A 25,725-nucleotide genomic window follows, 5' to 3' on the forward strand; every position below is an offset into this window, starting at 1 on the left:
TTTAGGGACCGCGCCAGGCTCGACTCGCATGGTGAGATAAAGCTCCTCCGATCGGATTGCAGGCCTCCAGGTCGCATGTTAATCGGTGTCTCCTCAGGGACTCGCGCGCAGCGCGGCGCGGATCGGGGGGAATCGCGCGGCGGGCGGGCGCTCTGCCTGCCGCGCCGCCCTGCGCTGGCCGCTCCCGACCTGACTGACATCTGCTCTCTCGCCGCCCGCTGCTCGTCCAGACCGGAACGGAGCAAGATATGCCTGACCACGTCCTGATCACGGGTGGAGCCGGATTCATCGGCTCCAGCCTCGCCGATCGGCTCCTCCGCCAGGGAGAGCCGGTCCTCGTCTTCGACAACCTCGCGCGCGCGTTCGTCGAGCGGAACGTCGAGCTCCTCAAGGAGCGCCATGGCGGCGGCGTGGACGTCATGGTGCGCGACATCCGCGACGAGCAGGCCGTGAGCGACGCCGTGCGGCGCGCCTCGTTCGTCTTCCACCTCGCCGCGCAGGTCGCCGCCGCGAGGGGCGCCTCGGACCCGGCGCTCGACTTCGAGGTGAACGCGCGCGGCACGCTCAACGTGCTCGAGGCGCTCCGGAAGCTCGACCGGCCCCCGCCGCTCCTCTTCGCCTCCACCAGCAAGGTCTACGGCGCGCTGCCGGACATCCCGCTCGAGCGAGCGGAAGAGCGGTATCGACCCCTCTGCGACGGCGCGCGCGAACACGGCATCTCCGAGGCGCGGCCGCTCGACTTCCACACCCCTCACGGGTGCTCCAAGGGCGCCGCGGACCAGTACGTCCTCGATTACGCGCGCACCTTCGGCCTCGACGCCGCGGTGCTCCGGATGAGCTGCGTCTACGGCCCCTCTCAGTTCGGCAACGAGGACCAGGGGTGGATCGCCCACTTCGTCGCGCGCGCCATCCGCCGCGACCCGATCACCCTCCACGGCGACGGGCTCCAGGTCCGGGACGCCCTGTTCATCGACGACCTCGTCGAGGCCCTCCTGCTCGCGCGCCGCGACATCAAGCCGGCCTCGGGCCGCGCCTTCAACCTCGGGGGCGGCCCGGCGAGGGCGGTGAGCCTCGTCGAGCTGCTCGACCTCATCGCCGAGCTCGACGGGCGCCGCCCGGCCGTCTCGCTCGCCGGGTGGAGACCCGGCGATCCGCGGTACTACGTCTCCGACTGCCGCGCCTTCCAGGCGCTCACCGGCTGGGCGCCGCGCGTCGGCGTCCGCGACGGGCTGCGCGCGCTCTATCGATGGCGCTTCGCCCTCGAGGAGCGCCTCGGGGCCGTCTACGCGGATCCCCCCCTCTCCGCGCGCTTCCGCCGGCCCGACCGGCCCGACCGGCTCGGGGTCGCGTCATGAAGGTCGCGCTGGTCAACCCGCCCTGGAGCTTCCAGGGCAGCGTCTACGCCGGCTGCCGCGAGCCGCACCTGCCGCTCGAGCTCGCGTACGCCCGGGCGCTGCTCGAGCGCGCCGGGCACGAGGCCGCCCTCGTCGACGCCCACGCGCGCGGGCTCGACCTCCCCGCGCTCCGCGCCGCGGTCGCCGCGCTCCGCCCGGACATCACGGCGATCGCCACGGCGCCGAGCTACCTCTTCTGGCGCTGCCCGCCGCCCGAGCTGCGCGTGCCCATGGCGACGGCCGCCGCGCTGCGGGGCCACGGCGGGCTGCTCGTCGCCGTCGGGCCCCACGGCTCCTCCACGCCGCGCGCCGCGCTCCGCAAGCTCGGCGTGGACGTCGTGATCCTCGGCGAGTGCGAGGAGATCCTCGTCATGCTCGCGGGCGCGGCGGACGCGCGCTACTGGCGGATCCCGTCGATCGCCTACCGCAGGAACGGCATCGACCACGTGCAGGGCGGCCCCCACGCCGCCAGCGTGCGGGCGCTGCCGGCGCTGCGCTGGGACGACGAGACGATCGCGCGGCACGCCCACCACCACCACCGCTTCGACGCCGTGCCCGACGGGCCGGGCGCCGAGCTGGAGGCCTCGCGCGGCTGCGCCCACCGCTGCGCCCTCTGCGGGAGGGACCGCTCCCGCGCCCCGCTCCGGAGGCGCCCGCTCGAGGCCGTGCTCGACGAGCTCGACGCGCTCCTCGCCCAGGGCGCCCGCTACGTCTACTTCATCGACGAGCACTTCCTGCCCGACCGAGCCCTCCTCGAGGCGCTCCGCGCGCGCGACGTCGCGTTCGGCGTGCGGCTCCGGATCGACAGCTGGTCGCGCGAGATGCTCGATCTGCTCGGCCGCGCCGGCTGCGTCTCGATCGAGGCAGGCGTCGAGGGCCTCTCCGGCAGCGAGCGCGGCGAGCGCGGCGAGCGCGGCGAGCGAGAGCCCCTCGCCAGGCGCTCCAGCGCCTCGACCGAGGAGCTCACCGCGCTGCTCGTCCACGCCCGCAAGAGCGTCCCCTTCGTGCAGGCCACCCTGCACCACGCGAGCGCCGGCGACCCGGCCGCGGCCGAGGCGTGGCGGCAGCGCCTGCTCGGCCTCGGCGTCTGGGCCAACGAGCCCGTCCCCGTGTTCCCTTACCCCGGCTCCCCCGCGTACGCCGCGCGCTGGGGCGCGCCGGACGACGGCGCGTGGGAGCGGGCCCACGCCCACTACATCGCCGAGCACCGGAAGCTCGGCGATCTCGAGGACGGCCGGCCGCTGCCGCTCGCGGAGCTCGAGCGTGACGCCCGCTGACGGCGGCGCCCCGGGCGCGGCGGCGCCGCGGCCGCGGCCCGGACGCGTGCTGATGACGGCCGACGCGCACGGCGGCGTGTGGACCTCTGCCCTCGAGCTCGCCGCGGCGCTCTCGCGCGCCGGCGTGGCCACGGTGCTCGCGGCCCTGGGCGGCCCGCTCTCGCCCGCGGCGCGCGAGGCCGCCGCCGCGATCCCGGGCCTCGAGCTCGCCGAGAGCGACCACCGGCTCGAGTGGATGGACGACCCGTGGGACGACGTCGCCGCCGCGGGCGACTGGCTGCTCGCCCTGGAGGCGCGGACGCAGCCCGACCTCATCCACCTCAACGGGTACTGCCACGCGGCCCTCCCGTTCCGGGCGCCGCGCGTCGTCGTGGCGCACGCGTGCGTGCTCTCCTGGTGGCGCGCCGTCCACCGCCGGCCGGCGCCGGTCCGCTACGATCGCTACCGCGCGCGGGTCGCGGAGGGGCTGCGCGCGGCGGAGGCCGTCGTCGCGCCGAGCGCGGCGATGCTGCGCTCCCTCGCGGGCGACTACGGGGCGCTCGGCGTCGGCCGGGGCCACGTCATCCCGCACGCGCGCGACAGGCGGCGGTTCGTGCCGGCGGCGAAGGAGGCGTTCGTCTTCGCGGCCGGCCGGCTCTGGGACGAGGGCAAGAACCTCGCGGCCCTCGAGAAGGTCGCGCCCCGCCTCGCGTGGCCGGTGCTCGTGGCCGGGAGCGACGTCGCGTCGGGCGGCGTCGGCCGCCGCACCGGCGAGAGCCTCTGCTCGCTCGGGTGGATGAGCGAGGGCGAGCTCGCGTGGTGGATGGGGCGCGCCGCGATCTACGCCTTCCCGGCGCGGTACGAGCCGTTCGGCATGTCGATCCTCGAGGCCGGCCTCTCCGGCTGCGCGCTCGTGCTCGGCGACCTGCCCAGCCTGCGCGAGGTGTGGCGCGACGCCGCCGTCTACGTCCCCGCGGACGACCCGGGCGCGCTCGCGGGAACGCTCGACCAGCTCATCCGGGACGCCGCGCGCCGCGACGCGCTCGGCGCCCTCGCCCGCCGGCGCGCGGTGCGCTTCAGCCCGCGCGCCATGGCCCGCCGCTACCTCGACGTCTACGCCGTCGCGCTCGCGGCCCGGCCGCCCGCGCGCCGGCGCGGCGGCCCTCCTCCATCGCCCTCGCCCTGCGGGACACCATGCGAATAGCGCTCTTCTGCCGCTCCCTGCTCTCCGACTGGAACCACGGCGACGCGCACTTCCTCCGCGGCGTCGCGGCGGAGCTCGACGCGCGCGGCCACGACGTCCTCGCCTTCGAGCCCGAGGACGGCGAGGACGCCTGGAGCGCGCCGGGCTTCCGCGCCGCCCACGGCCACGCCGCGCTGGCCGCGGTGAACGACGCGGCCGCCGCCTGCCAGCGCCTCTGGCCGCGCCTCTTTCCGCGCCGCTACGCGCTCGCCACGCTGGACCTCGACGCCGCGCTCCAGGGCGTCGACGTCGCGCTCGTCCACGAGGGCAACGACCCCGAGCTCGTGCGGCGCCTCGGCGAGCACCGCGCCCGCGCGGGCCGCTACCACCTGTTCTTCCACGACACGCACCACCGCCTGCTCACCGATCCGGCCGCGATCGTGCGGCGCGATCTCTCGGGGTACGACTGCGTCCTCGGCTCTGGAAGGGGCCTTTGCGAGCTCTACCTGAGCCGCGGCGTCGCGCGGCGCGCGGTCGTCTGGCACGAGGCCGCCGACGCGCGCCTCTTCCGGCCGCTGCCGGAGGTCGAGAAGGAGCGCGATCTCGTGTGGATCGGCGACTGGGGGGACGGCGAGCGGACGGCGGAGCTCCACGAGCTCCTGATCGAGCCCGTGAAGGCGCTCGGCCTGCGCGCGCGCGTGCACGGGCTGCGCTACCCCGGGCGCGCCCTCGCGGCGCTCGCGGACGCCGGCATCGAGCACGCCGGCTGGCTCCCGAACCACCTCGTCCCCGACGCCTTCGCGCGCGCCCGCGTCACCGTGCACGTCCCGCGGCGGCCGTACGCCGCGCTGCTCCCCGGCGTCCCGGCGATGCGGCCCTTCGAGGCGCTCGCGTGCGGGATCCCGCTCGTGAGCGCGCCGTGGTCCGACGCCGAGCGCCTCTTCTCGCCCGGCCGCGACTACCTCGTCGCGCGCACCGGCGCGGAGATGACGGAGCACCTCCGCGCGCTCCTCTCCGACCCGGACTACGCGCGCGGGATCGCCGAGCACGGGCGCCGGACGGTGCTCGCGCGCCACACCTGCGCGCACCGCGTGGACACGCTCCTCGACCTCGTCGACGAGCTCCTCCTGCCGTCGTCCTCGCGGCTCGCGCGGCTCGCGCGGCTCGTGCGGCTCGTCGAAGAGGAGGAGGAGGACGAGCTGGAGCGGAGCGGCGCGCCGTCCGGGGTTCGCCGCTGCGACCCCGCGCGCCACCGGAGCCCGCTCGCATGAGGACGTCGGGGAACAGCCACGCCGAGGGGTGGTATCGCGACAACGGAGGTGTTTCGATGGGTGACGCGAACGGGAGAACGGTGGGGAGGAGCATGCGCATCCTGGTGACGGGGGGCGCCGGCTTCGTCGGCTCGCACCTGTGCGAGCGGCTCCTCGCGGACGGCCACGAGGTCATCGCGCTCGACGACTTCTCGACGGGCTCGCCGGCCAACGTGGCGCACCTGATGCGCAGCAGCCGCTTCTGGCTCGTCGAGCACGACGTGACCGTGCCGTTCGACCACGAGGTCGACAGGATCTACAACCTGGCGTCGCCGGCGAGCCCCGCGCGTTACCAGGTCGATCCGGTGCGGACCACGATGACGAACGTGCTCGGCGCGCTGCACGCCCTCGCGTGCGCCGAGCGGCACGGCGCGCGGCTGCTCCAGGCGTCGACGAGCGAGGTGTACGGCGATCCCGAGGTGCACCCCCAGCCCGAGACCTACCTCGGGCGGGTGAGCCCGGTCGGGGTGCGCGCCTGTTACGACGAGGGCAAGCGCTGCGCGGAGTCGCTGGTGATGGACTTCCACCGTCAGGGGCGCGCGTCCGGGCGCATCGCGCGGATCTTCAACACGTACGGGCCCCGGATGGCGATCGACGACGGGCGCGCGGTGAGCAACTTCATCGTCCAGGCGCTCCGGGGCGAGGACCTGACGGTCTACGGGAGCGGCTCGCAGACGCGGAGCTTCTGCTACGTCGACGACCTGGTCGAGGGGTGCTTGCGGCTCATGGAGCACCCGGTGGAGGTGGGGCCGGTCAACCTGGGCAATCCGGTCGAGGTGACGGTGCTCGAGCTGGCGCAGGAGATCGTGAGGCTCACGGGCAGCGCGAGCCGGATCGTGTTCAGGCCGCTGCCGGAGGACGACCCGAGGCAGCGGCGGCCGGCGATCGACCTGGCCCGGCGCACGCTCGGGTTCGAGCCGCGGGTGGCGCTGCGGCAGGGGCTCTACGCGACCATCCAGAGCCTCCGGGCGGCGCTCGCCGGGGCGGGGGAGGGGTCGCGGCGCGGGGACGCGGCGCTGGCGAGCTGACGGTCGACTCGGCCCATCGCGCGGGGCTGTCGGGGTTCTGCCAAAAATCGTCGCAAAACGAGGGGATTCCTCAGCTGACAGACAGCTCGACATCTGCGAGGTCCTCATTCAACCCTCGCGCAGATCGGTTGTTGGTCAGCCTCTCGGCCCACGAGGAGCGCTGGACACCGCAGATCTTCACGAGAACTTCTTCCTCGCCGAGAAGGGCAGTTGCGACTTCGATGTCCGGGCCGACGACGCCGGGCTCTGCAGCTGGCCGGAGCGAGCCGGGTACCACCAGCCGAGCCGAGAGGCTACTCTGTGCGCCCCCGACGTACCCTTGCACAGGAGTTTTCCATGGAGCGATCGCGTTCAGAGCATCTTCGCAGCCTCGGCGTCTTTCTCGGCCTCGGCTTGTCGATCGCCGTCGCCGCCTGCGGCGACGATGACACCGGCGGCAGCAGCACCAGCACCAGCTCCACCACCGCCAGCAGCAGCAGCAGCAGCAGCAGCAGCAGCGGCGGCGGCGGCGACGGTGGCACGGGCGGCAGCGGCGGCAGCGACGGCGCCACCGGCACGGGCGGCAGCGGCGGCAGCGGCGGCGCCACCGGCACGGGGGGCGGCGGCGGCAACGCGGGGCCGTCGCTCAGCTTCTTCGTGTCGAGCACCGGGAGCGCGACGGCGAACCTGGGCGGGCTCGCCGGAGCGGATCAGCGGTGCCAGGAGCTGGCCGACGCGGTCGGCGCCGGCGCGAGGACCTGGCGCGCCTACCTCAGCGTCGAGAAGGGCCCGGACGGCGAGCCGGTGAACGCCCGGGACCGGATCGGCACGGGCCCCTGGTACAACGCGAAGCTCGAGATGGTGGCCGCGGACCTCGAGGAGCTGCACGCGAGGCCCGGCGATTACACTGTCTTCCTCGACGAGAACGGCGAGATGGTGCCGGGCCAGTGGGATGGCTCCCCGACGCCGATCGAGCACGATATCCTCACCGGTACGGACCGAGACGGCACCCTCAAGGTCGGTTACACGTGCGAGGACTGGACCTCCGAGGATCCGGCCCAGATGGCCTGGATCGGGCACTGCGACGGGCGCGGCCCCAATCAGAACATGGACGAGATGTACCGGCCGTGGAACTCGGTGCACGAGAACGGCAGCTGCGCCGACACGGCTCCGAAGGGCGGCAGCGGCCGCATCTACTGCTTCGCCGCGGACTGAGCGCAGGCAGCCGGCGAGATCCGCAGGAAGACTAACCGCGCTCCGGCGGCAGCCGCACCTCCTGGCCGCTCGACCGCGCTTCCCCGCCCGACAGGAATGCGATGAGGCCGTGCGGGGCGGTCTCGCCGAAGCAAAGCTCGAAGGTCGCCGCGGCTTCGGGCGCGGCCTTCGCCCCACGCACGAACATCGCTTCTTCGTAGTCGGCGAGCGCGGCTTCGAGGTCATCCGGGTGCGCGGCGATGGCCTTGCCGAGCTCCGCGCCGTCGTACATCGCGAGGTTCGCGCCTTCCCCGTCGGGCGGGCTCAGGTGCGCGGCGTCGCCGAGGAGCGTCACGCCGGGCACGCGATCCCAGCGATGCCCGGCGGGGAGCTTGTGGATCAGGCGCGGGACCGGATCGGTCTCGCCGTCGGTGATGAGCGCGGTCAGGGCCGGGGCCCAGCCTTCGAGCTCCGCGGCGACGCGCGCCCGCGCCGTCTCCGGGTCGGCGAAGTCGATGCTCTCGATCCACGCCTTTGGCTTCGTGAGCGCGACGTAGGTGTGGAGGACGCCGTTCGTCTCGCGGTGCGTGATGATGCCTTTGCCGGGCGTGAGCGCGTAGAGCGCGCCCCCGCCGACGAGCCTGGCGCTGGCGGAATGCCGCGCGTCGGCGTCGAGCAGGTACGTCTCGATGTAGGCGGTGCCGACGTATTCGGGCTTCACGTCGGAGAGGAGCGGCCGGACCTTCGACCACGCGCCGTCGGCGCCGACGACGAGGCCGGTGGTCACGGTCGACCCGTCCGCGAAGGTGAGCTCGTGCTCTCCGTCGCCGAGCGCGCGCACGCCCGTGAGCTTGCGGCCCCATTGCACGGTGTCAGGCGGGAGTGAGTCGAGGAGGATGCGCCGGAGATCGCCGCGGAGCACCTCGGGGCGAGCGCCGGTGCCGTCGTCCGGCTGGTCGAGGAGGACCGCGCCCTGCGGATCGACGATGCGCATCGCCTCACCGCCTTCGTGGACGATGCGGCGAAACTCGTCGAAGAGGCCGGCGTCCTTGAGCGCGAGCTGGCCGTTGTAGTCGTGGATGTCGAGCATCCCGCCCTGGGCACGCGCCTCGGCGGAGGCGTCCGCCTCGTACACGGTCGCCCGGATCCCGTGGACGTGGAGGACGCGCGCGAGGGTGAGCCCGCCCGGTCCGGCGCCGATGATGGTGATGGAAGTCATCGCGATCCCTCTCGGTGTTCATTGTGGAACGTCGTTCCACAATTTTTACTTGGAGCGCCGTTCCAGGACTGTCAAGATGGAGCCTTGGCGAAGAAGGCGACGCGAGGGCCGGAGCGCGAGAGGCGCCGCGAGGATGCGCTCTCGCGCGAGCGGATCGTCGAGGCGGCGATCGCGCTGCTGGACGCGGACGGCGAGGATGGGCTGACGTTCCGCGCGCTCGCGACGAGCCTGGCGACGGGCCCGGGCGCGATCTACTGGCACGTCACGAACAAGAGCGAGCTCCTCGTCGCCGCGACCGACGCCGTGGTCGCGCGCACGATGGGCGAGGTGCGCGGCTCGACCAGGCCGCGCGAGGCGATCCATCGCATCGCGCTCGGCGTGTTCGACGCGATCGAGGCGCACCCGTGGGTGGGCGCGCAGCTCTCACGCGCTCCGTGGGAGACGGCGATGCTGCGGATCTACGAGCGCCTCGGCCGCCAGGTCGAGGCGCTGGGCGTCCGCGGGAGCGCCCAGTTCACCGCGGCGTCGACGCTGCTCAGCTACATCGTCGGCGTGAGCGTCCAGAACGCCACGGCGAGCCAGTTCGCGCGACGCGAGCTCGCGCCGTCGACGAACCGCGCCGACTTCCTCGAGGCGGCGGCGGCGCGCTGGCGCGAGCTCGACGCCCGTGAGTACCCGTTCACGCGAAGCGTCGCCGCCCACCTCTCCGGCCACGACGATCGCAAGGAGTTCCTCGCCGGGATCGACCTGATCCTCGCCGGGATCGCGGGCTCGGGGTGAGCCGCCGGGTTCCAGACCGCGACCGCCGCTGGATGCGTGGAGGCTCGCTTCTCTCGATCTGGTACATTGCGGCGCAGAGAGAGCTGGCGCATGGGAGCGCCCCACCTCCTCTGCGACGAGCCTTCGTCGCGCCCAGCATCGAGAGCTCATGCATCCTTCACAGCCGATCTCGTCTTCACGCGAGGCTTCACGCGGGGCGTCGGGCCCTGGCCGGAGCGCGCGCGCTCTGGCGCTCTTCCTCCTCCCGGCGCTCGCCGCCGCTGTCTTCGCCTGCGGCAGGAGCGACCTCCTCGAGGAGGTCGTCGTCGAGGAGGTCGTCGCCGGGTGCGTACCTGCGCCGGAGGTCTGCGACGGTCTCGACAACGACTGCGACCGTGTCGCCGATGAGGGCTGCGCTTGCCCGGAGGGGCGTGAACGGCCCTGCTACTCGGGCCCGCAGGGCACCCAGGGCGTCGGGACGTGCGAGGCCGGCGTGCAGGTCTGCTCCCGGAGCGGCTGGGGCCCGTGCACGGGCGAGACGACGCCGGAGCCCGAGACGTGCGACCTCGTCGACAACGACTGCAACGGGCAGACCGACGAGCGCACGTGCCCCGGTGGAACCGTGTGCGCGGCGAGCCTCGCCGCGGACACGGCTTCGCCGCCGGAGGGATGGTCCTTCAATGGGGACGCCTTCTGGGATGGGGAGGCGCTGACTGGCGTGCTCACCGAGGCCAGGCGCGATCAGGCCGGCGCCCTCGTCTACCGCAATCCCATCGCCGCCGACTCCTTCACCGCGACGTTCGAGTTCCGCCTCGGCCGCGGCGACGGCCTTGGCTTCATGCTCGAGGCGACAGGAGAGACGGCCGTGGGCGAGCCCGGCGGCGGCTTCGGCATGGCGGGGCTGGCCGGCTACGGCGTCGAGCTCGACACCTACAACAACTTCGATTGCGGAGATCCGAACAGGAACCACGTGGGCGTCGACGATCTCGCCCGGTCTTGCGAAGAGGGGGGCCTCAGCTTGCTGAGCCAGGTGGCGAGCAACGTCGCGCTCGGCGACGGCGCGTTCCACACGGCCCAGATCGAGCTCGACGAGGGCGCGGTGAGCGTGAGCATCGACGGCGAGACCCTGATCCGGGGATTCGTCATCGACGGCTTCCCCGTCGGGTCGACGTTCTTTTACGGCTTCGCCGCCGGCACGGGGGACGCCGTCGCGCGCCAGGAGATCAGGAATGTGAACATCACCTTCCCCGCTCCCCGCTGCCTCTGAGCTCCCGCCAAGCAACATGATCGCTCCGGACCCCGGGGAGATCGCGTGATGAGCGAGTCATTCATTCCAATCGGCAGTCGGGCAGGAGGTGTCAGCGGGCGGATCCGTTACGCCATTCCGGCTTGCTCATCTTGACCGGATCGGCGTTGGAATAGCTCCGCGCCACCTTGAGGAGCGGACCGGCCGGCAGCCCGTCGAACGGTGAGCCTTTCCGGCGATTGCCGTCGGTGTCGAACGTTGCGATCCGTCGGTCCTCGGAGACATACAGGTTGCCGTGGCGATCGACGTGAGCCGCCGAGGTGACGCCTGTCGAGAGCAGGCGGCTCGTCCCTCGCGCGACCGCGCCGGTCGGATGCACCCGGACCGTTGTCACCTGCGGAGAGCCCGCGCGGGTGATGCAGAGCGTGCCGTCGCGCGGGTTGGTGGTCAACGAGAGGCGCCCTTTCCCGGGCACGGGCGGCAGCTCGCGCGTCTCCCTGGCCTCCAGGCGCGGGCTGAAATGCAGGAGCTTCCCCGCCGCGGACGACGCGACGACCAGGCGGTCCTCCGTGTGATCGAAGGAGAGCGCGTCGATCGGGTGGTCCAGCCTGGCGCGGCTCAGCTCCTTGCCGGCATCGTCGAGCGCCACCACGTCCCGTTCCTGCGCGATGAACAGGCGGGGCGAGCGCCCTCCGTATGCCAGCCGCGCGGCGCCGGGCAGGCGCGCGAGCTTCTTCGTGGCGCCGCTGGTGAGGTCGACGGTCACGACGTCGCCCGTCTCCCCGCCCAGAGCCGCGACGACCCCGAGCAGCGGGTGAATGGCGAGATCGGCGATACCTGCGGAGAGCGAGGTCGGGATCTCCTTGGTCTCGACGGCATCGCTCGTGAGGCTTGAGGAATAAATTGTGAGCTCGCCGCCAGTCAGGCTGGTGACGGCAAAAGACGGCAGGATGATGAAGCATTGATCGACGAACAGGTAGGGTGCGGTCGACGATCCCCAGCGGATCAGCGTCGTCTGCTCGCCCTCGAACTGGCCGGACTGGTTCGTTACCGATACCGTCTGCTCCGCCGTGCTGGACTGCTTCATCGAATTGCCGTCGTCCTGGGCGGGGTCATGCACGATGATCTGGCATCCGGTCGACGTCCTGCGCAGCCCGACGATCGACACGGCGTGGCCGCCGACCCGGTCATAACCACTGCTTACCTTGTTGTATCGCCCTATCGCAATGGTCATGAGACCGCGCACCGCCCAGGCCTGGAGAGTCTCGAACGTGACGGCAGCATCGTCCCTCGAGCAATAATTGATGAGCATGGCCGGCACGTTGCGGTCATTCAGCCAGTCGAGCAGCCCGTCGAACCAGCCGCTCGAGCTGGTGCCGTGGGCCGGGTCCGTTTCCATGTAGCTTCCCACCATCACCAGGTTCATGATGGTGCTCCCGGGCACGGAAGGATCAGGCGGCGGCAACCAGATGGCCGACGGTCTGCCGTGCGACGCCATGTAATAAAGCCAGTTCGCGGTCGCGGTGGGGACGCAGTACATCCCGCCGCCTCCGGGCAGCCCGGCCCAGCGCTGATCGATATCGGTGACGCCCGCGATCGAATAACTGTAATCTGTCATGAGACACCGGCCTTTCAGAATTTGATGTTCGCTCGCCGAGCGTGTTCTTGCCCGCCTGGTGAACGTCTATGTCCATGCTTCCATCGGCTTCTCGCATCGCGAGAGCCGCGGCCGCGACGGGAGCAGGATCAAATCTCGTGCCATCGCTGATGAATTCGACAGGCGCCCGGAGGCGTCGTGAGTCCAGTGTGAGATGAGGGTGCGACCGGCGTCGCGAGCTCTGTCACGGGTTGGCGACCCCGTAACCGCCAACTTCGAAGTTCATGCTGCGTTTTGCCTCGAATCCGCTGAAAACCGCATCGTAGGTTCCATCCAGCCGCCACAATGACCGCCCTGGTTCACGCTGCACGGCGTAACCGCGTGGCGTTCGACATGTTACGGGGCGACGTGCGCGGTACGGTTCTCCGCAGCGCAACACGGTGTATCGCCGGCGTAACGTCCGGTTTCATCGTTGGCACTTAAGCGTGGCGAGCTGGGCTCGGCGCGCCGACGATCTGGGCTGCTTCGATGAGACGACGAACGCGTCGGCCGAGGCCGCCATGATGGCCGGCGCCGAGCTCGCTGCGTGGTGGCGAGCGGCCCGCTTCCCGGGCTCATTCCCGGATCCACACGGCTGGATCCTCGGTCGACGGGGCGGCTTGCGCTCGGAGCTGGTCGAGAGGATGCGGCTGGATGCGGACGCGACGGCCCGGTCCCCTACAGGCCCTGGTCGACGCGCATCCACCGGGCGGGCTCCTCTTGACGCGGGAAGGGATCTCGGGTGCCCTTGTAGGGCGGGGTAGCCACAGGGGTAACTGGAGCGGCAGCAAGGACCAGAGAGATACCTCCCGGCCGGGAGGAAGCCATCGAAGCGTGGACGCACGCCCCCGCTGGCACCTTGGTGCTGAGACGATCATGGCAGCCCAAATCCGGGCACCAGAGGGCGAATGAGGACTCAAATCATCGATGACTCGGAGCCCGCGCCGACTGACGTCAGATATCTCGCGCTGAAGTGGTGCGATATCGCCGTCGCATACGCCGACGCGCACAGAAGTGAAGCTATCAGCCTTCAGCGGATGAACCGACGGATCGGCGCTCCGAGCGTTGCGCTGAGCGCAATCGTAGCAACGAGCATCTTCGCTGGAATCCAGCATGCCGCACAGTCGGACATATTGAAGTGGCTGCTTGCGGTCGCAAGCATGACAGCCGCTGGTCTAGCGGCGCTCGTCACCTTCCACAACTACGCCGAACGCGCGACCACGCACAAGGTAGCCTCGGAGGAATACGCCGAGGTTGTCCGGCGGCTTCAGCTCATGATGACGTCGGCCAGCAGGAACAATCCTGAAGGATGGATGCGGTCATTAGGAACAATTAGTCAAACACTCGATGATATTGGGAGACGCGTCGAGATTCCATCAGCCATGATGGAACATACAAAAGGTCTAATTGCCTCTCCGCCCCTGGGCGACGATCGTTCTTCCGCCGGCGGCTTCTATGGTTCTTCCCCCGGCGGCCATGGTCAACCTGGTTCACGCCCCATAGCACCAGAGCTAACGGTGCCGCATGGCCCCAAGCCGCGGTTACAGAGAGCAGGTTTCGAAGACGAGCTCGAAAGGCTTGTGCTCGGGATCGGGCTGCAGGGCCAGGTTCCAAACCACCGGAAGCGGTGAGCAGGCAGGTCGCGCCTAGAGCACCGATCAGCTTGAAACACCCGGGAACGAAGAGATTCGAACCACAGGGGCACAGCGGACACAGAGGAACGACCAAAAATGACTGTGTCCTCTGTGGTTCATTTTCTCGGGGTTTTAATCTGTTCGGTGTCCTAGCGGCTCCGGCGCGATGGGAGGGCGTGGAGGCGCGATGGGAGGGCGTGAAGAGGACGCGAGGCGTGGATTCCGGAAAGGACCCGCCGCCTCGAGCCAGCGCAGGCGGTGCCGTGTCCGGATCGAGCGGGAGACGTCGAAGGCGAGGTTCGGCGCATCGACCCACGCGGCGCGCGCGTCGGCGCGTGGGCGCTCTCAACCGGCGGACTCTTCGAGGACGTGGCGCACCCACATCCTGTCAAATCAAATGTCGTTCCAGCCGGAGTCGACGCATACCCCCGAGCAGCTACTTCTGCATTTGTTCTTCGCCTGCAACCAGTTGAGAGGCAAACACCCTGGGGTGTTGACGCTCAGGCTGGCTGATGGCTCGCCGAGCACACCCCTTGATGGCCATCGCGGGGCATGCTCGGTTGGGATCCAAGAGGGCGATGGCCATCGCGGGCGTGCTCGGTTGGGGTCCAGGAGGGCGATGGCCATCCCTGAGGCGTGCGCCGGTGGCAGGCTCGTGATGGCCATCATCGCTTGACCGTCGACGTCGGCGCCGGCGAGGGGCTCCTATGCCGGCGCCGAGGACGCACCCGTCATCGCGGTCAGCGTCAGCTGCCGTCCGTCCCCAGGTCGCCGACGAGGTGGGCCATCACCTCGCGCTCGACGAGCTTCTTCTTGCGCCGCGCTGCCTCGCGCAGCGCGGCGGTGGCCATGCGGTCGATCTCGCGCAGGCTCGAGCCGGCCGCCTCGTGCAGCAGGGTGAGTGCGTCGGCGGTGAAGACCTCGCGGTCGGCGCCGGCGCGGCTCATCCGCAGACGCACGTACTCGCCGGTGTCATTGGGGACCATGGCGCCAATTGACAGACGCCGTTCGATGCGCGAGTACAGCGAGCGATTTTTGCGCAGCTCGAGCCGGTCTTGGAGGTCCGGGAGCCCTACCAGAATCAGCGACAGCAGGGCACGACTGTCCCATTCATAATTTAGCAAAATGTGGAGATGATCGAGCGTGTCCTGGTGGAGCAGGTGCGCTTCGTCGAGCAGGAAGACGGGATGGATGCGCTCGCGGCCGAGGGTCTCGACATGCGCGCTGACGGCATAGAAGACAGCCGCCGCGGTCGCAGCAGGATTGAGGCCGAGCGCCTGGCAGAGCTGACGATAAAAGTCGCGACGGCCCAGCGTGGCGTTGTGGCAGTAGGTCAGCCGGAAGCCTGCCTGGGGCAACCGATGCCGCACGGCCCGCAGCACACACGTCTTACCGGCGCCAGGCTCGCCGACCAGCAGCACTTGGGCGTGCTCGTGCACGGCCTCGCACACCTCCTCGACGAGCTGCTCCTTCGAGGGCGGCAGCCACAGCTCGCCATCCTGGATCTCCTTAGAAAAGGGCGCGGCGGACAGGGTAAAGAAGCGGACGTACGACTCGCTCACGCTCCACCTCCAGCCTCGCTCGTGTCCTCGCCACCCTCCGCCCGGCGGCCGAGCGTCCGCGCGGGGTTGAAGTCCACCGGGAGCGTCGGCCTGTCCGCCGCAGGGCCACCGCACGGCGGCCGCTTGCGCCGCGCGTTGCGCTGCGGGTCGACCGGATGCAGCACAAGGCGCTTGCCCTCGTGCTCGACCCACGGCGGCTCGTCGGACGCAATGAAGCACCGGGCCACAGAGACGACCTGGCCAGCGAGGTAGCCCTGATCGAGCTGCCAGGCGATGCCGTCGACAGAGACGATGTTATCGCCCGAGACGCGGCGCCGGGTACGCTCGGTAAGCGCGCTGCGTAACGCCTTCTCGTCGACCGCGCTGTCTCCGGCGGGACGGACTGCGTAGACCTGCGCCGGGCTCTTGCCGAGCAGGCCCGCATGCGGCGCCGGGTGGTAGCGCCGGTCGAGGAAGGCGCGGAGCGTCGTGTTGATGTCGACGAGCGAGGCCACGGCACCGAGGTAGTTAAGGCACCCTTCGCGCAGCGTGCGCCAGAAGCGCTCCATCTTGCCGCGCGCCTCGGGGTCGTAGGGCTTTGCGTGCAGGAGCGTGATGCCGAGCCGCGCGCACGCGGTCTTGAGGATGTCGCCGCGGTAGGTCGAGCCGTTGTCGAGATAGAGCGCGTCGGGCTTGCCGTGACGGCGCAGGGCGTCGACGGTCATGCCGAGCATGTCGACCTCCTTCTCGGTGGTGTGCGCCTCGAGCGCGACGACGTAGCGAGAGGCGTCGTCGAGCAGCCCGTGGATGCGGATCGGCATCGCTTTGCCGCCGACGGTGCAACCGGTCACGTGACAGACGTCACCGTGCCAGAGCGCGCCGGGGCGCTCGGCTTGCCAGCGCAGCCGCGTCTTCGGCTCGCCCTCGGCGCGCGCGGCGCGGCGGCGAAGGCCGTGCGCCGCGTACAGGCGCCGTACGGTGGGCTCGGAGACCTTGCCCGCTTCGAGGCGCCCCTCATCGACGAGCGTCTTGAGGATGAGCGGCACCGAGGCATCGGGATGCTCGCGCCGGATATCGAGCAGCAGCGCGCGCAGCTCCTCCGAGAGCTCCTGCGCGAAGCCTCGATCGCTGCGTGGCTGCGGACGCAGGCCATCGAGGCCAGCGGAGCGATAGGCGTACAGCCAGCGCTGGAGCGTGGGCACCGAGTAGGTGCGCGTGCTGTGCGCGCCCGGCGGTCGAAACCGCTGCTCGCTGCGCGTGCGCAGCTCGGCGGCGAGCTGGCCGTGGGTGAGCACGCGGTGCATCAGAGGGCCGATGACCGTGGCGCGAAAGATCGCCACGGACTCGGCGTGGTCGGCGGGGCCGAGGGACATTGGAACAGGTCCTTTCTGCGCCTTGCTGGCGCGCGGTCCTTGTCCGGGATCGGCGGCGTTTTCGGCAGCGATCCTCTCCGGTGGGCTGTACGATTCCGACTCCGAAAGGGCAGAGCCCCTCACGCCGCGTGCGCGGCGCCGAAGAAGGCGCGGTGCTCGATCGGCAGCGCCCGGGTCGTTGGGTCCGCGCTCGCCGCGAGCGAGGCCGCGGCGGTCGCCGCGCTCTTTCGGAGCGACGCGGACGGCCCTGGGTCGGGGGCTTGAGCAAACAGACGTCGCTGCGCGACCTCGCGTGCCCACCGGCGCAGCGTGGCCCAGCCGGTGACGGCGCTCTCGCCGAGGATCTTTGCCGGGCCCACGCGCCGCCGGACCTCGGTCGCCGTCGCGAGCGCGAGGCCCCAGAGCGCGAGGGCGAAGCCGATCGCGGCGGCGCTGTACACGCGCCGGCCGAGCACACCGCGAGGAACGACGAGGAGCACGGCGCTGCAACCGAGGCAGCGGTAGCGGCGGGCGGCCACCGAGATCACCTCGGGGGGCTGGTCCGGGCTGGCAGGGCCCCAGACCTGTCGCTCGCGCCTGCCGTGGCCTTGGAGCCGGATCGCGCCCCCGAGCGGACAACTTGCGGCGCCGCAGGCGGGGCAGCGAGCGGGGCGCGCTTCGACGACTGTGGGGGGTTGCTGCTGCCAACGCTTGATGTCGATGGCGCTCTGGATAACACTGCGACCGCTTCGATTCCTGGGCAAGAGAATCGGAGCACGACGAGGAGGCTGTCCGCCAAGATCAGGTCTCCTCGTCGCCTATTTTGTGGCCGGCACCGCGCCGCTGCTCCGCTCCTCGGGTGGACCTACCCCGTCGTGAGGTGGGCGTGGGAGCAACGATGGGTGGTAATTCCCGGGCGTTGGCCGGAAAGCGGCGCACTTGCGCGCTGGTCGCTTCTTTGATGGGAATCCCGGATAGCTGACCGGAATGCGGAGCCGTGGCTCCGTGGACGTCATCCTCCCTCGGTGCCTACCCGGAGCGAGCCCCCTCCATGATGGCCATCTTCGCTGCGCAGAACTCCTCACCATCACGCAGCATGCTCGACTCGAGGGGCTGGAGCATCAACGAGACTGGTCGGCAATATGGGGTCGAGTAACTGAACTCTCTGCCGGTGGGAACACATGTAAATGAACCAAATGAGGTACAGTTGTCGCTCTGCGGAACGAAATCGGATCCCCGCAGCTCTGATGCCTGACTCAAGGCTGGCGTATCCTCGGAGACTGAGACGTCCGCGTCCACGACGCAGCCGCTCACCGAAGACGCCAAAATGAACATAGTCCCGGAAGATGCAATGCAAAGCAGCGCGGAACCAAGCTGCGAGAGGCCATGAATAGAGGGGTCGATGCTGATCATAGTATGGTATCCATGGCGCGATCTTGATCAATGTTGCCTTCCAGCGCGCCTGGGCGTGCCGGTTCGAGTCGAGGCCAGGCCAACCCAGTTCCCGCAGTCTAGCTGTGGAGTGAAGGCGGCTCTCTGGCCCAACGATTGAATAAATAAATTTACGTAAATGGATCCCGAGGCGGCAGGGCGATGTGGCAAAGCTCCCGCAGGGGGACCACGTTCATTCCACAGCCGGCCTGGGGGGCTCATCGTTCAGCGCCAGTCGCGACGAGATCCATCCTCGCAATCACCAGCGTCGTTCGTTCGGCGCGGCGTCGGTCAGCCGACGCGCGTCACGGGGGACGACATGGCAGCAGGAGCCTGGTCGTCACGTTGTCCTGTCTTCACGCACCACGCGGGTCTCCCCCGTCCACGAGCCTTGCGGCCCTCTTGAGGACCGCGGCGCGCGTGGCGCCGGCGGGCAGCATCGCAGCGACCCCGATCAGCGTTTGCGCGGCCATGACATGAAGCTCCGGGCGCTCCGGCGTCAGCTCGTCGAGCAGTTGAATCGCGCGCTGCTCATTCGCGGTGACGAGATGCCGCCTGGTCTCTTCATCGCGGATCAGCGCGATGGTTGACTCCAGATGCGCTGCGCTCTCCAACGCGCGGAGCGAGCCGCGTCGCCCCCAATCCAGATTGGGTCCCCAACCATCAGACCAATTAGCTACTGCACCCATGATGTTGAGAATAAGGCTGGTGCTGACGATATCAACAAGTGCCATGATGAACCTCCTCTTGACCGTTGCGTGGAGCTGTGCGTGTCACCCCCGCTCCTGGTCGCGGATACCGGGCCGATGGATGGCTCTCCGGGGCCTGAGCGCCAGGGTGGGGAGACGCTGACCAGCCTTGCAGCTCCGGTGCCAGCCGGGCGGCTCATCGCGCGTGACCCGACCGGGCCCTTCAAGCGCATGGCGAGCGCCGACGCGCGCGCACCGACGGGGCGCTGCCGAAGGGCCGGACGTGCTCTCTACGTCGGCTCATTGTTCATGGTTCGCGCCGAAACGGACCACCAGGCCGACGCATCGGCACCGTCGATCTCCTGGGCGTGCCCCCCCTGGCTCCGCGCTGCGCGGCGTAACGGCGGGGCGCTCGACCTGTTACGGGGAGCCATGCGCGGCGCGTTTTTCCGCAGCGCAACACGGTGTATCACCGGCGTAACGTCCTGTCGTATCGCTGGCGGCGGGCGTGGCAAGCCGGGTTCGCCGCGCCGCTGCTCGGGGCTGCCTCGATGAGACGGCGAACGCGTGGGCCGCAGTCAGGAACAGGCATCCCGCCACGCCGGAGGGAAAGCACGCGCATTGGAGACCGCGGCATGCGAATTGCGGTAGGTCGTCATGTAGACAACCAAGAGCAGTCAGCGTAAATGAAGCGCAAGGCCCAAACCCTGCATGTCGGTGTCAGGGTTTGCGTCCACCATTGTCGCTCATCTTGCGACTCAAGATCAGGAGGACACTCGTGTTCACAAGCCGCTTGTTCATGGTGCTCGTCTGCTTCGGCGTGGGATTTTCCATGGGGTGCGGGACGTGCGCGTCAAAGAGACCTCCGGCAAAGCCCGTCGCTCCCGCGGGGCAGCTGCCTCACAACGGCATGCCCAAGAACGGCATCCATCCGAATGTGCTCCAGGCGAACCAAGACTTGCTCGAGCGACTGAAAGGAAGTCAGCTGAACGGCTTGAAGCTCGACGATGTCGAGCCGTTTAGCTCGCAGAATTCCACGCTGGAGCCTCTCGCCGTTCAGCTGATGGATTACATCGTGTATTTCGCTCTCAATGAAGGCCAGACGGTTTCGGTCGACGTGGGGCCCAAGCACTATGAGTGGAATGGGCATATGGGGGCATGCGCCAGCAGCGGAACGGCGATGGGCGACTGGTTTAACAAACTTCCAACCAACGCATGTCTGGAAGCGGTCTCCGCCAGCGTGCTCGCCCGGGTGAACGCGCTCGACAAGGTGGTCGTGCTCTCCATGCGCGGCCCGGGATCTCCCCTCGCTCTCCATGACAAGGTTCCCGTCGAAACGAGGTATCGAGAGAAGGACGGCAGCACAGGTGAAGCCATCGAGATCGAGAGCTTCAGCAGATGCGACGGCGGCGGTGGACCGGCTTCGGCGACGGACAACTGCGGGTGGTCGGCACGTTACGTGGGGCAATGCATGGCGCAGAAGTTTGGCGAGACAGAGAACAGGAAGGTCACGCTCAAGCTTGGCCCGGTCCAGGTCAGCCCATCTCCGGTGTTTGTGCGTGTATGCGCGGGCATACACGGCTGTAACGATGGGGCATATCCGGAGGCGGATTTTCGGAAGAAGTACATCGAGCACATCAAAAGCGCTATGCTCAAGAGTCCTGATTACGCGGTTGAATTTGAGTGTCCCGCGAATGGTCCCATGATGGATGTGAGTGAAGCGGATGCCGTCCCAGAGGCATCATATGGGTATTTTAGCGTGATGCTGCCGGAGAAGAGCGCTGCGTTCGACGTGGTTCCTGTGGCCACCGAGGAGTTGACGTATCCGGCGCCGGAAGTGGATGTGTTCAGGTACCGTGAGGGCGCGTTCTACGGGAACATCTTCGATTCGACATCCGCCAGTGACGCGGGGAGCTCCAAGGACGTACTCTTCGATAAGCAGTACGCATGCTTCAGCAAATACTTGACGGTTGGCGATGCGAACATCGCGGATAGACTGTGCGCCCTCCCATGGAGTGGTGCGACTGAAAATTGCTTTGTTAATGTGCCAAAGCCATGCGCGGCTGATATTCCTGGTACTGCGAATTCATGTGCGTGCAACGAGTCTGATGCTAACACAGGTCTTGTCTACGCCTCGTGCGTCGAGGGCGGTTCCCACTGGGAATACCCCATCACGAGCTACTTGAACCATCCATGTGATCTCAGCAGATCTGCCGATTGCTCTTCGCTTCTTACTTGGTATCCTGGACGTTTACTTCCGTAGTCTCGCCACCAATCGCCTCATCGACTCGACCGCCGGAACAGGGGCGTCCGCCACCGACCACGCCTTGATCACCTGCTGGGCCAGGTCGAGGGCCCTCTGCTCGTCCCCACGCCTCGCCGCGCGCTCCGCCTCACGCACCGTCTTGAGGCTCGCGCCGTTCAGGGCCTGGCTGTCGGTCGGGATCGCCTCCTCCAGCAGGTGAGCCACCTCGTGCGCACCCTCGCGCTCATAGGTCGCGACCATGGCGTCGCCGAGCACCTCGACGAACGGCTCAGGCTCCTGCAGCAGCGGGCGCCACGCCAGCGCGGCGCCCCCGTGGTCTCCGCGGGCATAGCGCTCGGCTCCAGTGATGAAGCTCTCCGTGTTCGGCAGCTCGCCTTCCGGGAACATGACCCGGAGCTTGCGAAACCTCTCGAAGCAGCGACGTGACACCGCTCGGCTGGCGCGGGCGCAGATGGCCCCGATACGGAGCGGGATGCTGATGTGGGTGCCCTCGAGGGGGGGCGGCTCCGGGTCGAGGAAGAGGGCGACGATGAGGTCGGCTATCTCCCGCTCGCGCCCGAGGACGAGGGCGAGCTCCAGCGCGCGCCAGGCGATCTGGAGGCGTTGCACGCGAACGAACCCGGAATCATCCGGAGAAACGGCCATCGTGCGCCTCGCCCGCTCGAGAGCAGCGCCGATGCGAGCCTCGCTCGCCTCGACGCGGACGAGGAGGAGCTCACTCCCGACCTTGTGGGGAGCGTGGCTTCCCTGGGCCACCGCGAGCGCTATCCCGCGCGCCTCCTGGCGCGCTCCATCCTGGAGGAGCCGATCGACCAGGGTGTCGGCCACGTTCATGTCCAGCGGGGAGAGAACATAGGCACGCCGCGCGAACCTGAGGGCGCGCTTGCGAGCATCGTGCGCTGGAGGTTCGGCCTCTCCTGAGCCGGAATCCTCGAACAGCCACCCATATGCCTCCCACGGCATCCAGGCCCTCATTCCCTGCAAGGCGCTCGTCGCGCTCGGGGTCCCATGGGTCACGGTTGCCAGCTGCAACCAGGGCGCGCACCACTCCCCGATCGGGTTCTTCGGCTCCGCCTGCACCGCGCCGAACGCCATGTCCTTGGCGAGCGTGGTCATCTCCGTGGCGCGCACCTCATCGGGCGACGGCAGCACGCAAGATAACGTCGCCGCGAGGGTCGAGCGTCCCCAGGCCGACGGCTCGCGATCATAGAGGCGCTGGAGCTCCGCCACCGCGGACGGGTCGACGGTGCGCCGCATCATGAGGTCAACGCGGGCGCGCGCGGCGAGCTCGCCCGGCGAAGCGGTGGCGCTGGCGGGTGGGAGCGCGACCGCAGGAGCGGGCTCGCCGACCGTATAGGCGCAGCGAAAGCGCTCTCCTGGGCCCATCTCCGCGAGCCCGCCGCCGCGCGCCTCGAACCGGGCGCACTCCTGCCGGAGCCCGCCGGCGTTGTGGGTCATGGCCAGCGTCAGGTCGAGCTCGTCCAGCGCCGCGTCGACGGTGCGCGCCCGAGAGAAGTCGGCCACGGCGTCGTCGAGGCGCGCGGCCTTTGGCAAGAGCCCTGCATCGACCCAGGGATCCATGGCGTTCCTCACGGCTTCATAGAGCGCGCTGCCCCCGCCAACAGAGGACGCGAGCTCGCCGCCGTCGGCGGCTCGCAGCGTGAGCGTGAGCCGAAACGAACGGGACGGCTCGAGGACGATCGTCCCGTCCACGTACGCCGCTGCCCTCCGGCGAGCCGCCTCCAGCGATCGCGCGCGGGCCTCCGGCCCGGCATACGGCTCGACGGGATACGCGTCCGCATGCGGCCGAGGGAGCGAGAGCAGCTCCGCAGGAACCAACGTGCGCGCCGTGCTGCCTCCGAGGATGACCCGAGCCCGCTCGCACAGCGTCGCCGCCGCGGCGGCTCCCAGCCACCCGGCCGGCTCTTCGACCCCGGAGGCCTCCAGGATCGGGCAAGCGAGCACCGCGCCGTCAGGCTCCAGAGGAGATCGCACGACGACGGCGGGTGGAGGAGAGGCGACGGGCCGGTGAGGGAACGCCCACCGCGCGATGCCCAGACCCACGGCGGCCAGCGTGGCGCTCGAGGCCGCGATCCAGCGCCGCCAGCGCGACCGACGCACGATGGCCTGCAGCTGCTGAGGCGAGGTGTCGCTCGGCGCATCGCGCTCGGGCTCGGAGCGAGGCCGCTCGGCGCCGGGCTCCCCTGCGCCCGAGACCTCCGGGGCCGTGCGTCTCGCTCCTTCACTCTCATCCGGTCGCCCGTCCGATCGAAACGTCTCGGTCGGCGTCGGCTGCTCGTCAACGGGTCGTGTCCCGTCCTGCGCCTCGGCCCCGGCGGCCTGCTGGGCTGGCAGCGCGTAGCCTGGCACGCCGAGCGCTTGCGCCAGCGCCTCCACGGCGGCGCCAGCGGTCGGGAAGCGCCGGCTGGGCGCGAGCGCCGTCGCGCGCGCGAACCACGCGTCGAACGCGGGCGGCAACGTCACGCCGCGGCGCGCCGCACGCTCGCAGGCGGGCTCCTTGGGGCCGTGCAACGCGACGAGCGCGAAGGCGACGGGGCTGTCGCCAATCTGCGCTTCGTCGTCCCAGTAGGGTTTGCCGACGAGGAGCGTGAAAGCGATCATGCCGAGCGCGTAGATATCGGCGGAGCGCGTGATCCTGCTGCTCTGGAACTGCTCAGGCGCCATGTAGATCGGTGTCCCGGCCGCGCCGGTCGAGCCGCGGGTCACGCCCTCGTGCAGCACCTTCGCCACGCCGAAATCGAGGATCTTGAGGCGCGGGGCGTCGTGCTCGCGCTGCTCCAGGAACAGATTGCTCGGCTTCAGGTCGCGGTGGACGATGCCGAGCTTGTGCATCTTGTCGATGGCCGGCGCGGCCTGACCGAGATAGGTGAGCACCTCCTCCGGCGCCATCCCGCCCGCGCGCGCGAGCCGCTGGCTCAAGGTCTCCCCCCGGAGGAGCTCCATCACGAGGAACGGAGTCCCCGTGGCGTCATCGACACCCGCGTCGACGACGTCGACGAGCGCGGGGCTGTCGACCTGGCCGGACACGCGGGCCTCCAGGGCGAATCGCTCCCGCAGGTCGGCGCGCTCGACGGTGTGGGCGTGCATCACCTTGAGCGCCCGCCGCCGCGCCGTCTGGAGATCGATCGCCTCGTAGACAGCGCCCATCGCGCCCGCGCCCAGGCGTCGCACGATGCGGTATCGAGCCGCGATGACCGTCTCCGGCGTCATGGTCGCCTCATCCTGCGACCGTGGCGCAGCGCCTCACGGGCGGAAGTCATCGGGGTCGATCTCGTAGCGCTTCAACCAGCGATGGATCTGCATCCTGGCCTTGCCCATGGCGCGCGCCACGCCAGCGATGTTGCCGCCGTGCTCGCGCAGGAGCGCCTTGAGCTCGTCGGGCCGGGTGGGCTCGTCTCCCTGGGCCGCGGCATCGGCGGCGCCGCGCTTCAGCGCGCTGTTCAGGTGATCGATATCGATCTTGCCCCCCTGCGCCAGCACCACCGCGGTCGTCATGCATTGCTCGAGCTCGCGCACGTTGAGAGGCCAGCCGTACGTGATGAGGGCGCGCGCAGCGCGAGGGTGCAGCTGGATGTGCTCGGCGCGCTGTCCGTCGATGCGTCGGAGGATCGCCGCGAGGATGAGGCCGAGATCCTCCCGGCGAGACCGGAGCGGCGAGAGCTCGACGGCGTGACCGGAGAGGCGCGCGAGCAGGTCGGAGCGGAAGTCGCCTGACGCCGCCATGCGCTCGATCGGCCGGTGCGTGGCCGCCGTGACGCGAAGATCCACGGAGATCGAGCGCGTGCCGCCCACGGGGCGCACCTCGCGCTCCTGGAGCACGCGGAGCAGGGCCGCCTGGGCGGGCAGGGGTAGGTCGCCGATCTCGTCGAGGAAGAGCGTCCCGCGATCGGCGCTGCGCACGAGCCCGGGGCGATCCTCGGTGGCCCCGGAGAAGGCGCCCTTCCTGTGCCCGAAGAGCTCTCCTTCGACCAGCTCCCGCGGCAGCGCACCGCAGTTGATCGGCACGAATGCGCCCGGCCTGCCCGAGAGCGAATGGATGGCGCGCGCCATGACCTCCTTGCCTGTGCCCGTTTCGCCCTGGAGCAGCACGGGGATGGTGGAGGCCGCGACCAGGGCGAGCTGCTTGAACATCTCACGCTGGGACGGGATGAGGGAGAGCAAGCCCGGGACGGGCGCGGCAAGGCTCGACCCGTCCAGCAAACTAGCCTCTTCGGATCCGCGATCCATTGCGGCGCGATAGATGAAGAACGTACGACCGAGCTCGACAACGTCCCCCTCCGCGAGCTCGGCGTGCTTCCTCGGCGCCCCGTTGACGACGCTGCCGTTCTTGGAGCCGCAATCTTCGAAGCACCACCGCCCGAGGACCCGCATCAGTCGCGCATGCCTGGACGAGAGCCAGGGGTCGTCGAGGCGGATCTCGACGCGCCGGCGTGAGCCGCTGCCCGTGAGATCCAGGCTTCGGGCAGTGCCGCGGCCGATGACGACCTCCTCGACATCGTCGAGGGCGACGCGCGCCGGCGACGCAACCGGCCGGTGGCTGTCCACGACCAGAAACAAGAAGGAACCCTTCTCTGGTCCGTTCACATG

The 25,725-nt window shown here is 69.8% G+C and carries 18 protein-coding genes; 10 read left to right on the top strand and 8 right to left on the bottom strand.

Features of this window, described 5'->3' with window-relative positions; translation table 11 throughout:
* Positions 1-248: 248 nt before the first annotated feature.
* The 6 genes from WME85_RS51935 to WME85_RS51960 all read left to right on the top strand — a co-directional run bounded on the left by WME85_RS51935 (position 249) and on the right by WME85_RS51960 (position 7,365).
* Positions 249-1,355, top strand: a complete 1,107-nt coding sequence (locus tag WME85_RS51935; protein ID WP_437833084.1) for an NAD-dependent epimerase/dehydratase family protein — start codon at positions 249-251, stop codon at positions 1,353-1,355.
* The gene (locus WME85_RS51940) at positions 1,352-2,671 is read left to right on the top strand and encodes a TIGR04295 family B12-binding domain-containing radical SAM protein (protein ID WP_437833085.1); all 1,320 of its coding nucleotides are present in this window, start codon (positions 1,352-1,354) and stop codon (positions 2,669-2,671) included. Before WME85_RS51935 ends, WME85_RS51940 begins: the two co-directional genes overlap by 4 nt.
* A 52-nt stretch (positions 2,672-2,723) precedes the next feature.
* The gene (locus WME85_RS51945; protein WP_437842611.1) at positions 2,724-3,854 is read left to right on the top strand and encodes a glycosyltransferase family 4 protein; all 1,131 of its coding nucleotides are present in this window, start codon (positions 2,724-2,726) and stop codon (positions 3,852-3,854) included.
* Complete coding sequence (locus WME85_RS51950) at positions 3,845-5,104, top strand: CgeB family protein (RefSeq protein WP_437833086.1); 1,260 nt, start codon at positions 3,845-3,847, stop codon at positions 5,102-5,104. The genes WME85_RS51945 and WME85_RS51950 overlap by 10 nt, the downstream gene beginning before the upstream one ends.
* A 56-nt stretch (positions 5,105-5,160) precedes the next feature.
* Positions 5,161-6,171: a UDP-glucuronic acid decarboxylase family protein gene (locus tag WME85_RS51955; protein ID WP_437833087.1), complete on the top strand. Its 1,011-nt coding sequence runs from the start codon at positions 5,161-5,163 to the stop codon at positions 6,169-6,171.
* A gap of 336 nt (positions 6,172-6,507) precedes the next feature.
* Entirely contained in the window at positions 6,508-7,365 is an 858-nt protein-coding gene (locus WME85_RS51960; RefSeq protein WP_437833089.1) for a hypothetical protein, read from the top strand.
* A 31-nt stretch (positions 7,366-7,396) separates the two neighbouring features.
* Here WME85_RS51960 and WME85_RS51965 read toward each other — a convergent pair whose 3' ends face one another.
* Positions 7,397-8,563: an FAD-dependent oxidoreductase gene (locus WME85_RS51965; protein ID WP_437833090.1), complete on the bottom strand. Its 1,167-nt coding sequence runs from the start codon at positions 8,561-8,563 to the stop codon at positions 7,397-7,399.
* An 84-nt stretch (positions 8,564-8,647) separates the two neighbouring features.
* Here WME85_RS51965 and WME85_RS51970 point away from each other — a divergent pair, with 84 nt between their 5' ends.
* The gene (locus WME85_RS51970) at positions 8,648-9,343 is read left to right on the top strand and encodes a TetR/AcrR family transcriptional regulator (RefSeq protein ID WP_437833091.1); all 696 of its coding nucleotides are present in this window, start codon (positions 8,648-8,650) and stop codon (positions 9,341-9,343) included.
* A 148-nt stretch (positions 9,344-9,491) separates the two neighbouring features.
* The gene (locus WME85_RS51975; RefSeq protein ID WP_437833092.1) at positions 9,492-10,589 is read left to right on the top strand and encodes an L-type lectin-domain containing protein; all 1,098 of its coding nucleotides are present in this window, start codon (positions 9,492-9,494) and stop codon (positions 10,587-10,589) included.
* Between the two features lie 91 nt (positions 10,590-10,680).
* Here WME85_RS51975 and WME85_RS51980 read toward each other — a convergent pair whose 3' ends face one another.
* Positions 10,681-12,186, bottom strand: a complete 1,506-nt coding sequence (locus WME85_RS51980) for a hypothetical protein (RefSeq protein ID WP_437833093.1) — start codon at positions 12,184-12,186, stop codon at positions 10,681-10,683.
* 926 nt (positions 12,187-13,112) lie between these two features.
* Between WME85_RS51980 and WME85_RS51985 the strand changes: the two genes are divergently transcribed.
* A complete protein-coding gene (locus WME85_RS51985) occupies positions 13,113-13,835 on the top strand; it encodes an SLATT domain-containing protein (protein ID WP_437833094.1) in 723 nt (240 codons plus the stop codon).
* A gap of 749 nt (positions 13,836-14,584) precedes the next feature.
* On the opposite strand, the gene WME85_RS51990 is transcribed toward WME85_RS51985, so the two are convergent.
* The 4 genes from WME85_RS51990 to WME85_RS52005 all read right to left on the bottom strand — a co-directional run bounded on the left by WME85_RS51990 (position 14,585) and on the right by WME85_RS52005 (position 18,896).
* On the bottom strand, positions 14,585-15,400 hold the full coding sequence (locus WME85_RS51990; RefSeq protein WP_437829152.1) for an ExeA family protein: 816 nt from the start codon (positions 15,398-15,400) through the stop codon (positions 14,585-14,587).
* Positions 15,397-16,752, bottom strand: coding sequence for a DDE-type integrase/transposase/recombinase (locus tag WME85_RS51995; RefSeq protein ID WP_437829150.1), 1,356 nt, complete (start codon positions 16,750-16,752; stop codon positions 15,397-15,399). Before WME85_RS51995 ends, WME85_RS51990 begins: the two co-directional genes overlap by 4 nt.
* Before the next feature lie 119 nt (positions 16,753-16,871).
* Entirely contained in the window at positions 16,872-17,270 is a 399-nt protein-coding gene (locus tag WME85_RS52000; protein ID WP_436623505.1) for a hypothetical protein, read from the bottom strand.
* 1,248 nt (positions 17,271-18,518) lie between these two features.
* Positions 18,519-18,896, bottom strand: a complete 378-nt coding sequence (locus WME85_RS52005) for a hypothetical protein (RefSeq protein WP_437833095.1) — start codon at positions 18,894-18,896, stop codon at positions 18,519-18,521.
* Between the two features lie 865 nt (positions 18,897-19,761).
* On the opposite strand from WME85_RS52005, the gene WME85_RS52010 reads away from it, so the two are divergent.
* Positions 19,762-21,114, top strand: coding sequence for a hypothetical protein (locus WME85_RS52010; RefSeq protein WP_437833096.1), 1,353 nt, complete (start codon positions 19,762-19,764; stop codon positions 21,112-21,114).
* On the opposite strand, the gene WME85_RS52015 is transcribed toward WME85_RS52010, so the two are convergent.
* Entirely contained in the window at positions 21,103-24,348 is a 3,246-nt protein-coding gene (locus WME85_RS52015) for a serine/threonine protein kinase (RefSeq protein ID WP_437833098.1), read from the bottom strand. The two genes, WME85_RS52010 and WME85_RS52015, sit on opposite strands and share 12 nt — an antisense overlap.
* A 33-nt stretch (positions 24,349-24,381) precedes the next feature.
* Positions 24,382-25,695 (bottom strand): sigma 54-interacting transcriptional regulator, encoded by a 1,314-nt coding sequence (locus tag WME85_RS52020; RefSeq protein ID WP_437833100.1) that lies wholly within the window; start codon positions 25,693-25,695, stop codon positions 24,382-24,384.
* Positions 25,696-25,725: the final 30 nt, after the last annotated feature.

It is taken from the genome of Sorangium sp. So ce1153 (genome assembly GCF_051521595.1).
Lineage (GTDB): Bacteria > Myxococcota_A > Polyangia > Polyangiales > Polyangiaceae > Sorangium.

Excerpts from the sequence above, each read along its gene's own strand:
- WME85_RS51995 (WP_437829150.1), bottom strand. The coding sequence starts at position 16,752 with ATGTCCCTCGGCCCCGCCGACCACGCCGAGTCCGTGGCGATCTTTCGC.
- WME85_RS51940 (WP_437833085.1), top strand. The coding sequence starts at position 1,352 with ATGAAGGTCGCGCTGGTCAACCCGCCCTGGAGCTTCCAGGGCAGCGTC.
- WME85_RS51945 (WP_437842611.1), top strand. The coding sequence starts at position 2,724 with ATGACGGCCGACGCGCACGGCGGCGTGTGGACCTCTGCCCTCGAGCTC.
- WME85_RS51960 (WP_437833089.1), top strand. The coding sequence starts at position 6,508 with ATGGAGCGATCGCGTTCAGAGCATCTTCGCAGCCTCGGCGTCTTTCTC.
- WME85_RS51955 (WP_437833087.1), top strand. The coding sequence starts at position 5,161 with ATGGGTGACGCGAACGGGAGAACGGTGGGGAGGAGCATGCGCATCCTG.
- WME85_RS51980 (WP_437833093.1), bottom strand. The coding sequence starts at position 12,186 with ATGACAGATTACAGTTATTCGATCGCGGGCGTCACCGATATCGATCAG.
- WME85_RS51935 (WP_437833084.1), top strand. The coding sequence starts at position 249 with ATGCCTGACCACGTCCTGATCACGGGTGGAGCCGGATTCATCGGCTCC.
- WME85_RS51975 (WP_437833092.1), top strand. The coding sequence starts at position 9,492 with ATGCATCCTTCACAGCCGATCTCGTCTTCACGCGAGGCTTCACGCGGG.
- WME85_RS52015 (WP_437833098.1), bottom strand. The coding sequence starts at position 24,348 with ATGACGCCGGAGACGGTCATCGCGGCTCGATACCGCATCGTGCGACGC.
- WME85_RS51965 (WP_437833090.1), bottom strand. The coding sequence starts at position 8,563 with ATGACTTCCATCACCATCATCGGCGCCGGACCGGGCGGGCTCACCCTC.
- WME85_RS52010 (WP_437833096.1), top strand. The coding sequence starts at position 19,762 with ATGCCCAAGAACGGCATCCATCCGAATGTGCTCCAGGCGAACCAAGAC.
- WME85_RS52005 (WP_437833095.1), bottom strand. The coding sequence starts at position 18,896 with ATGGCACTTGTTGATATCGTCAGCACCAGCCTTATTCTCAACATCATG.
- WME85_RS51950 (WP_437833086.1), top strand. The coding sequence starts at position 3,845 with ATGCGAATAGCGCTCTTCTGCCGCTCCCTGCTCTCCGACTGGAACCAC.
- WME85_RS51985 (WP_437833094.1), top strand. The coding sequence starts at position 13,113 with ATGAGGACTCAAATCATCGATGACTCGGAGCCCGCGCCGACTGACGTC.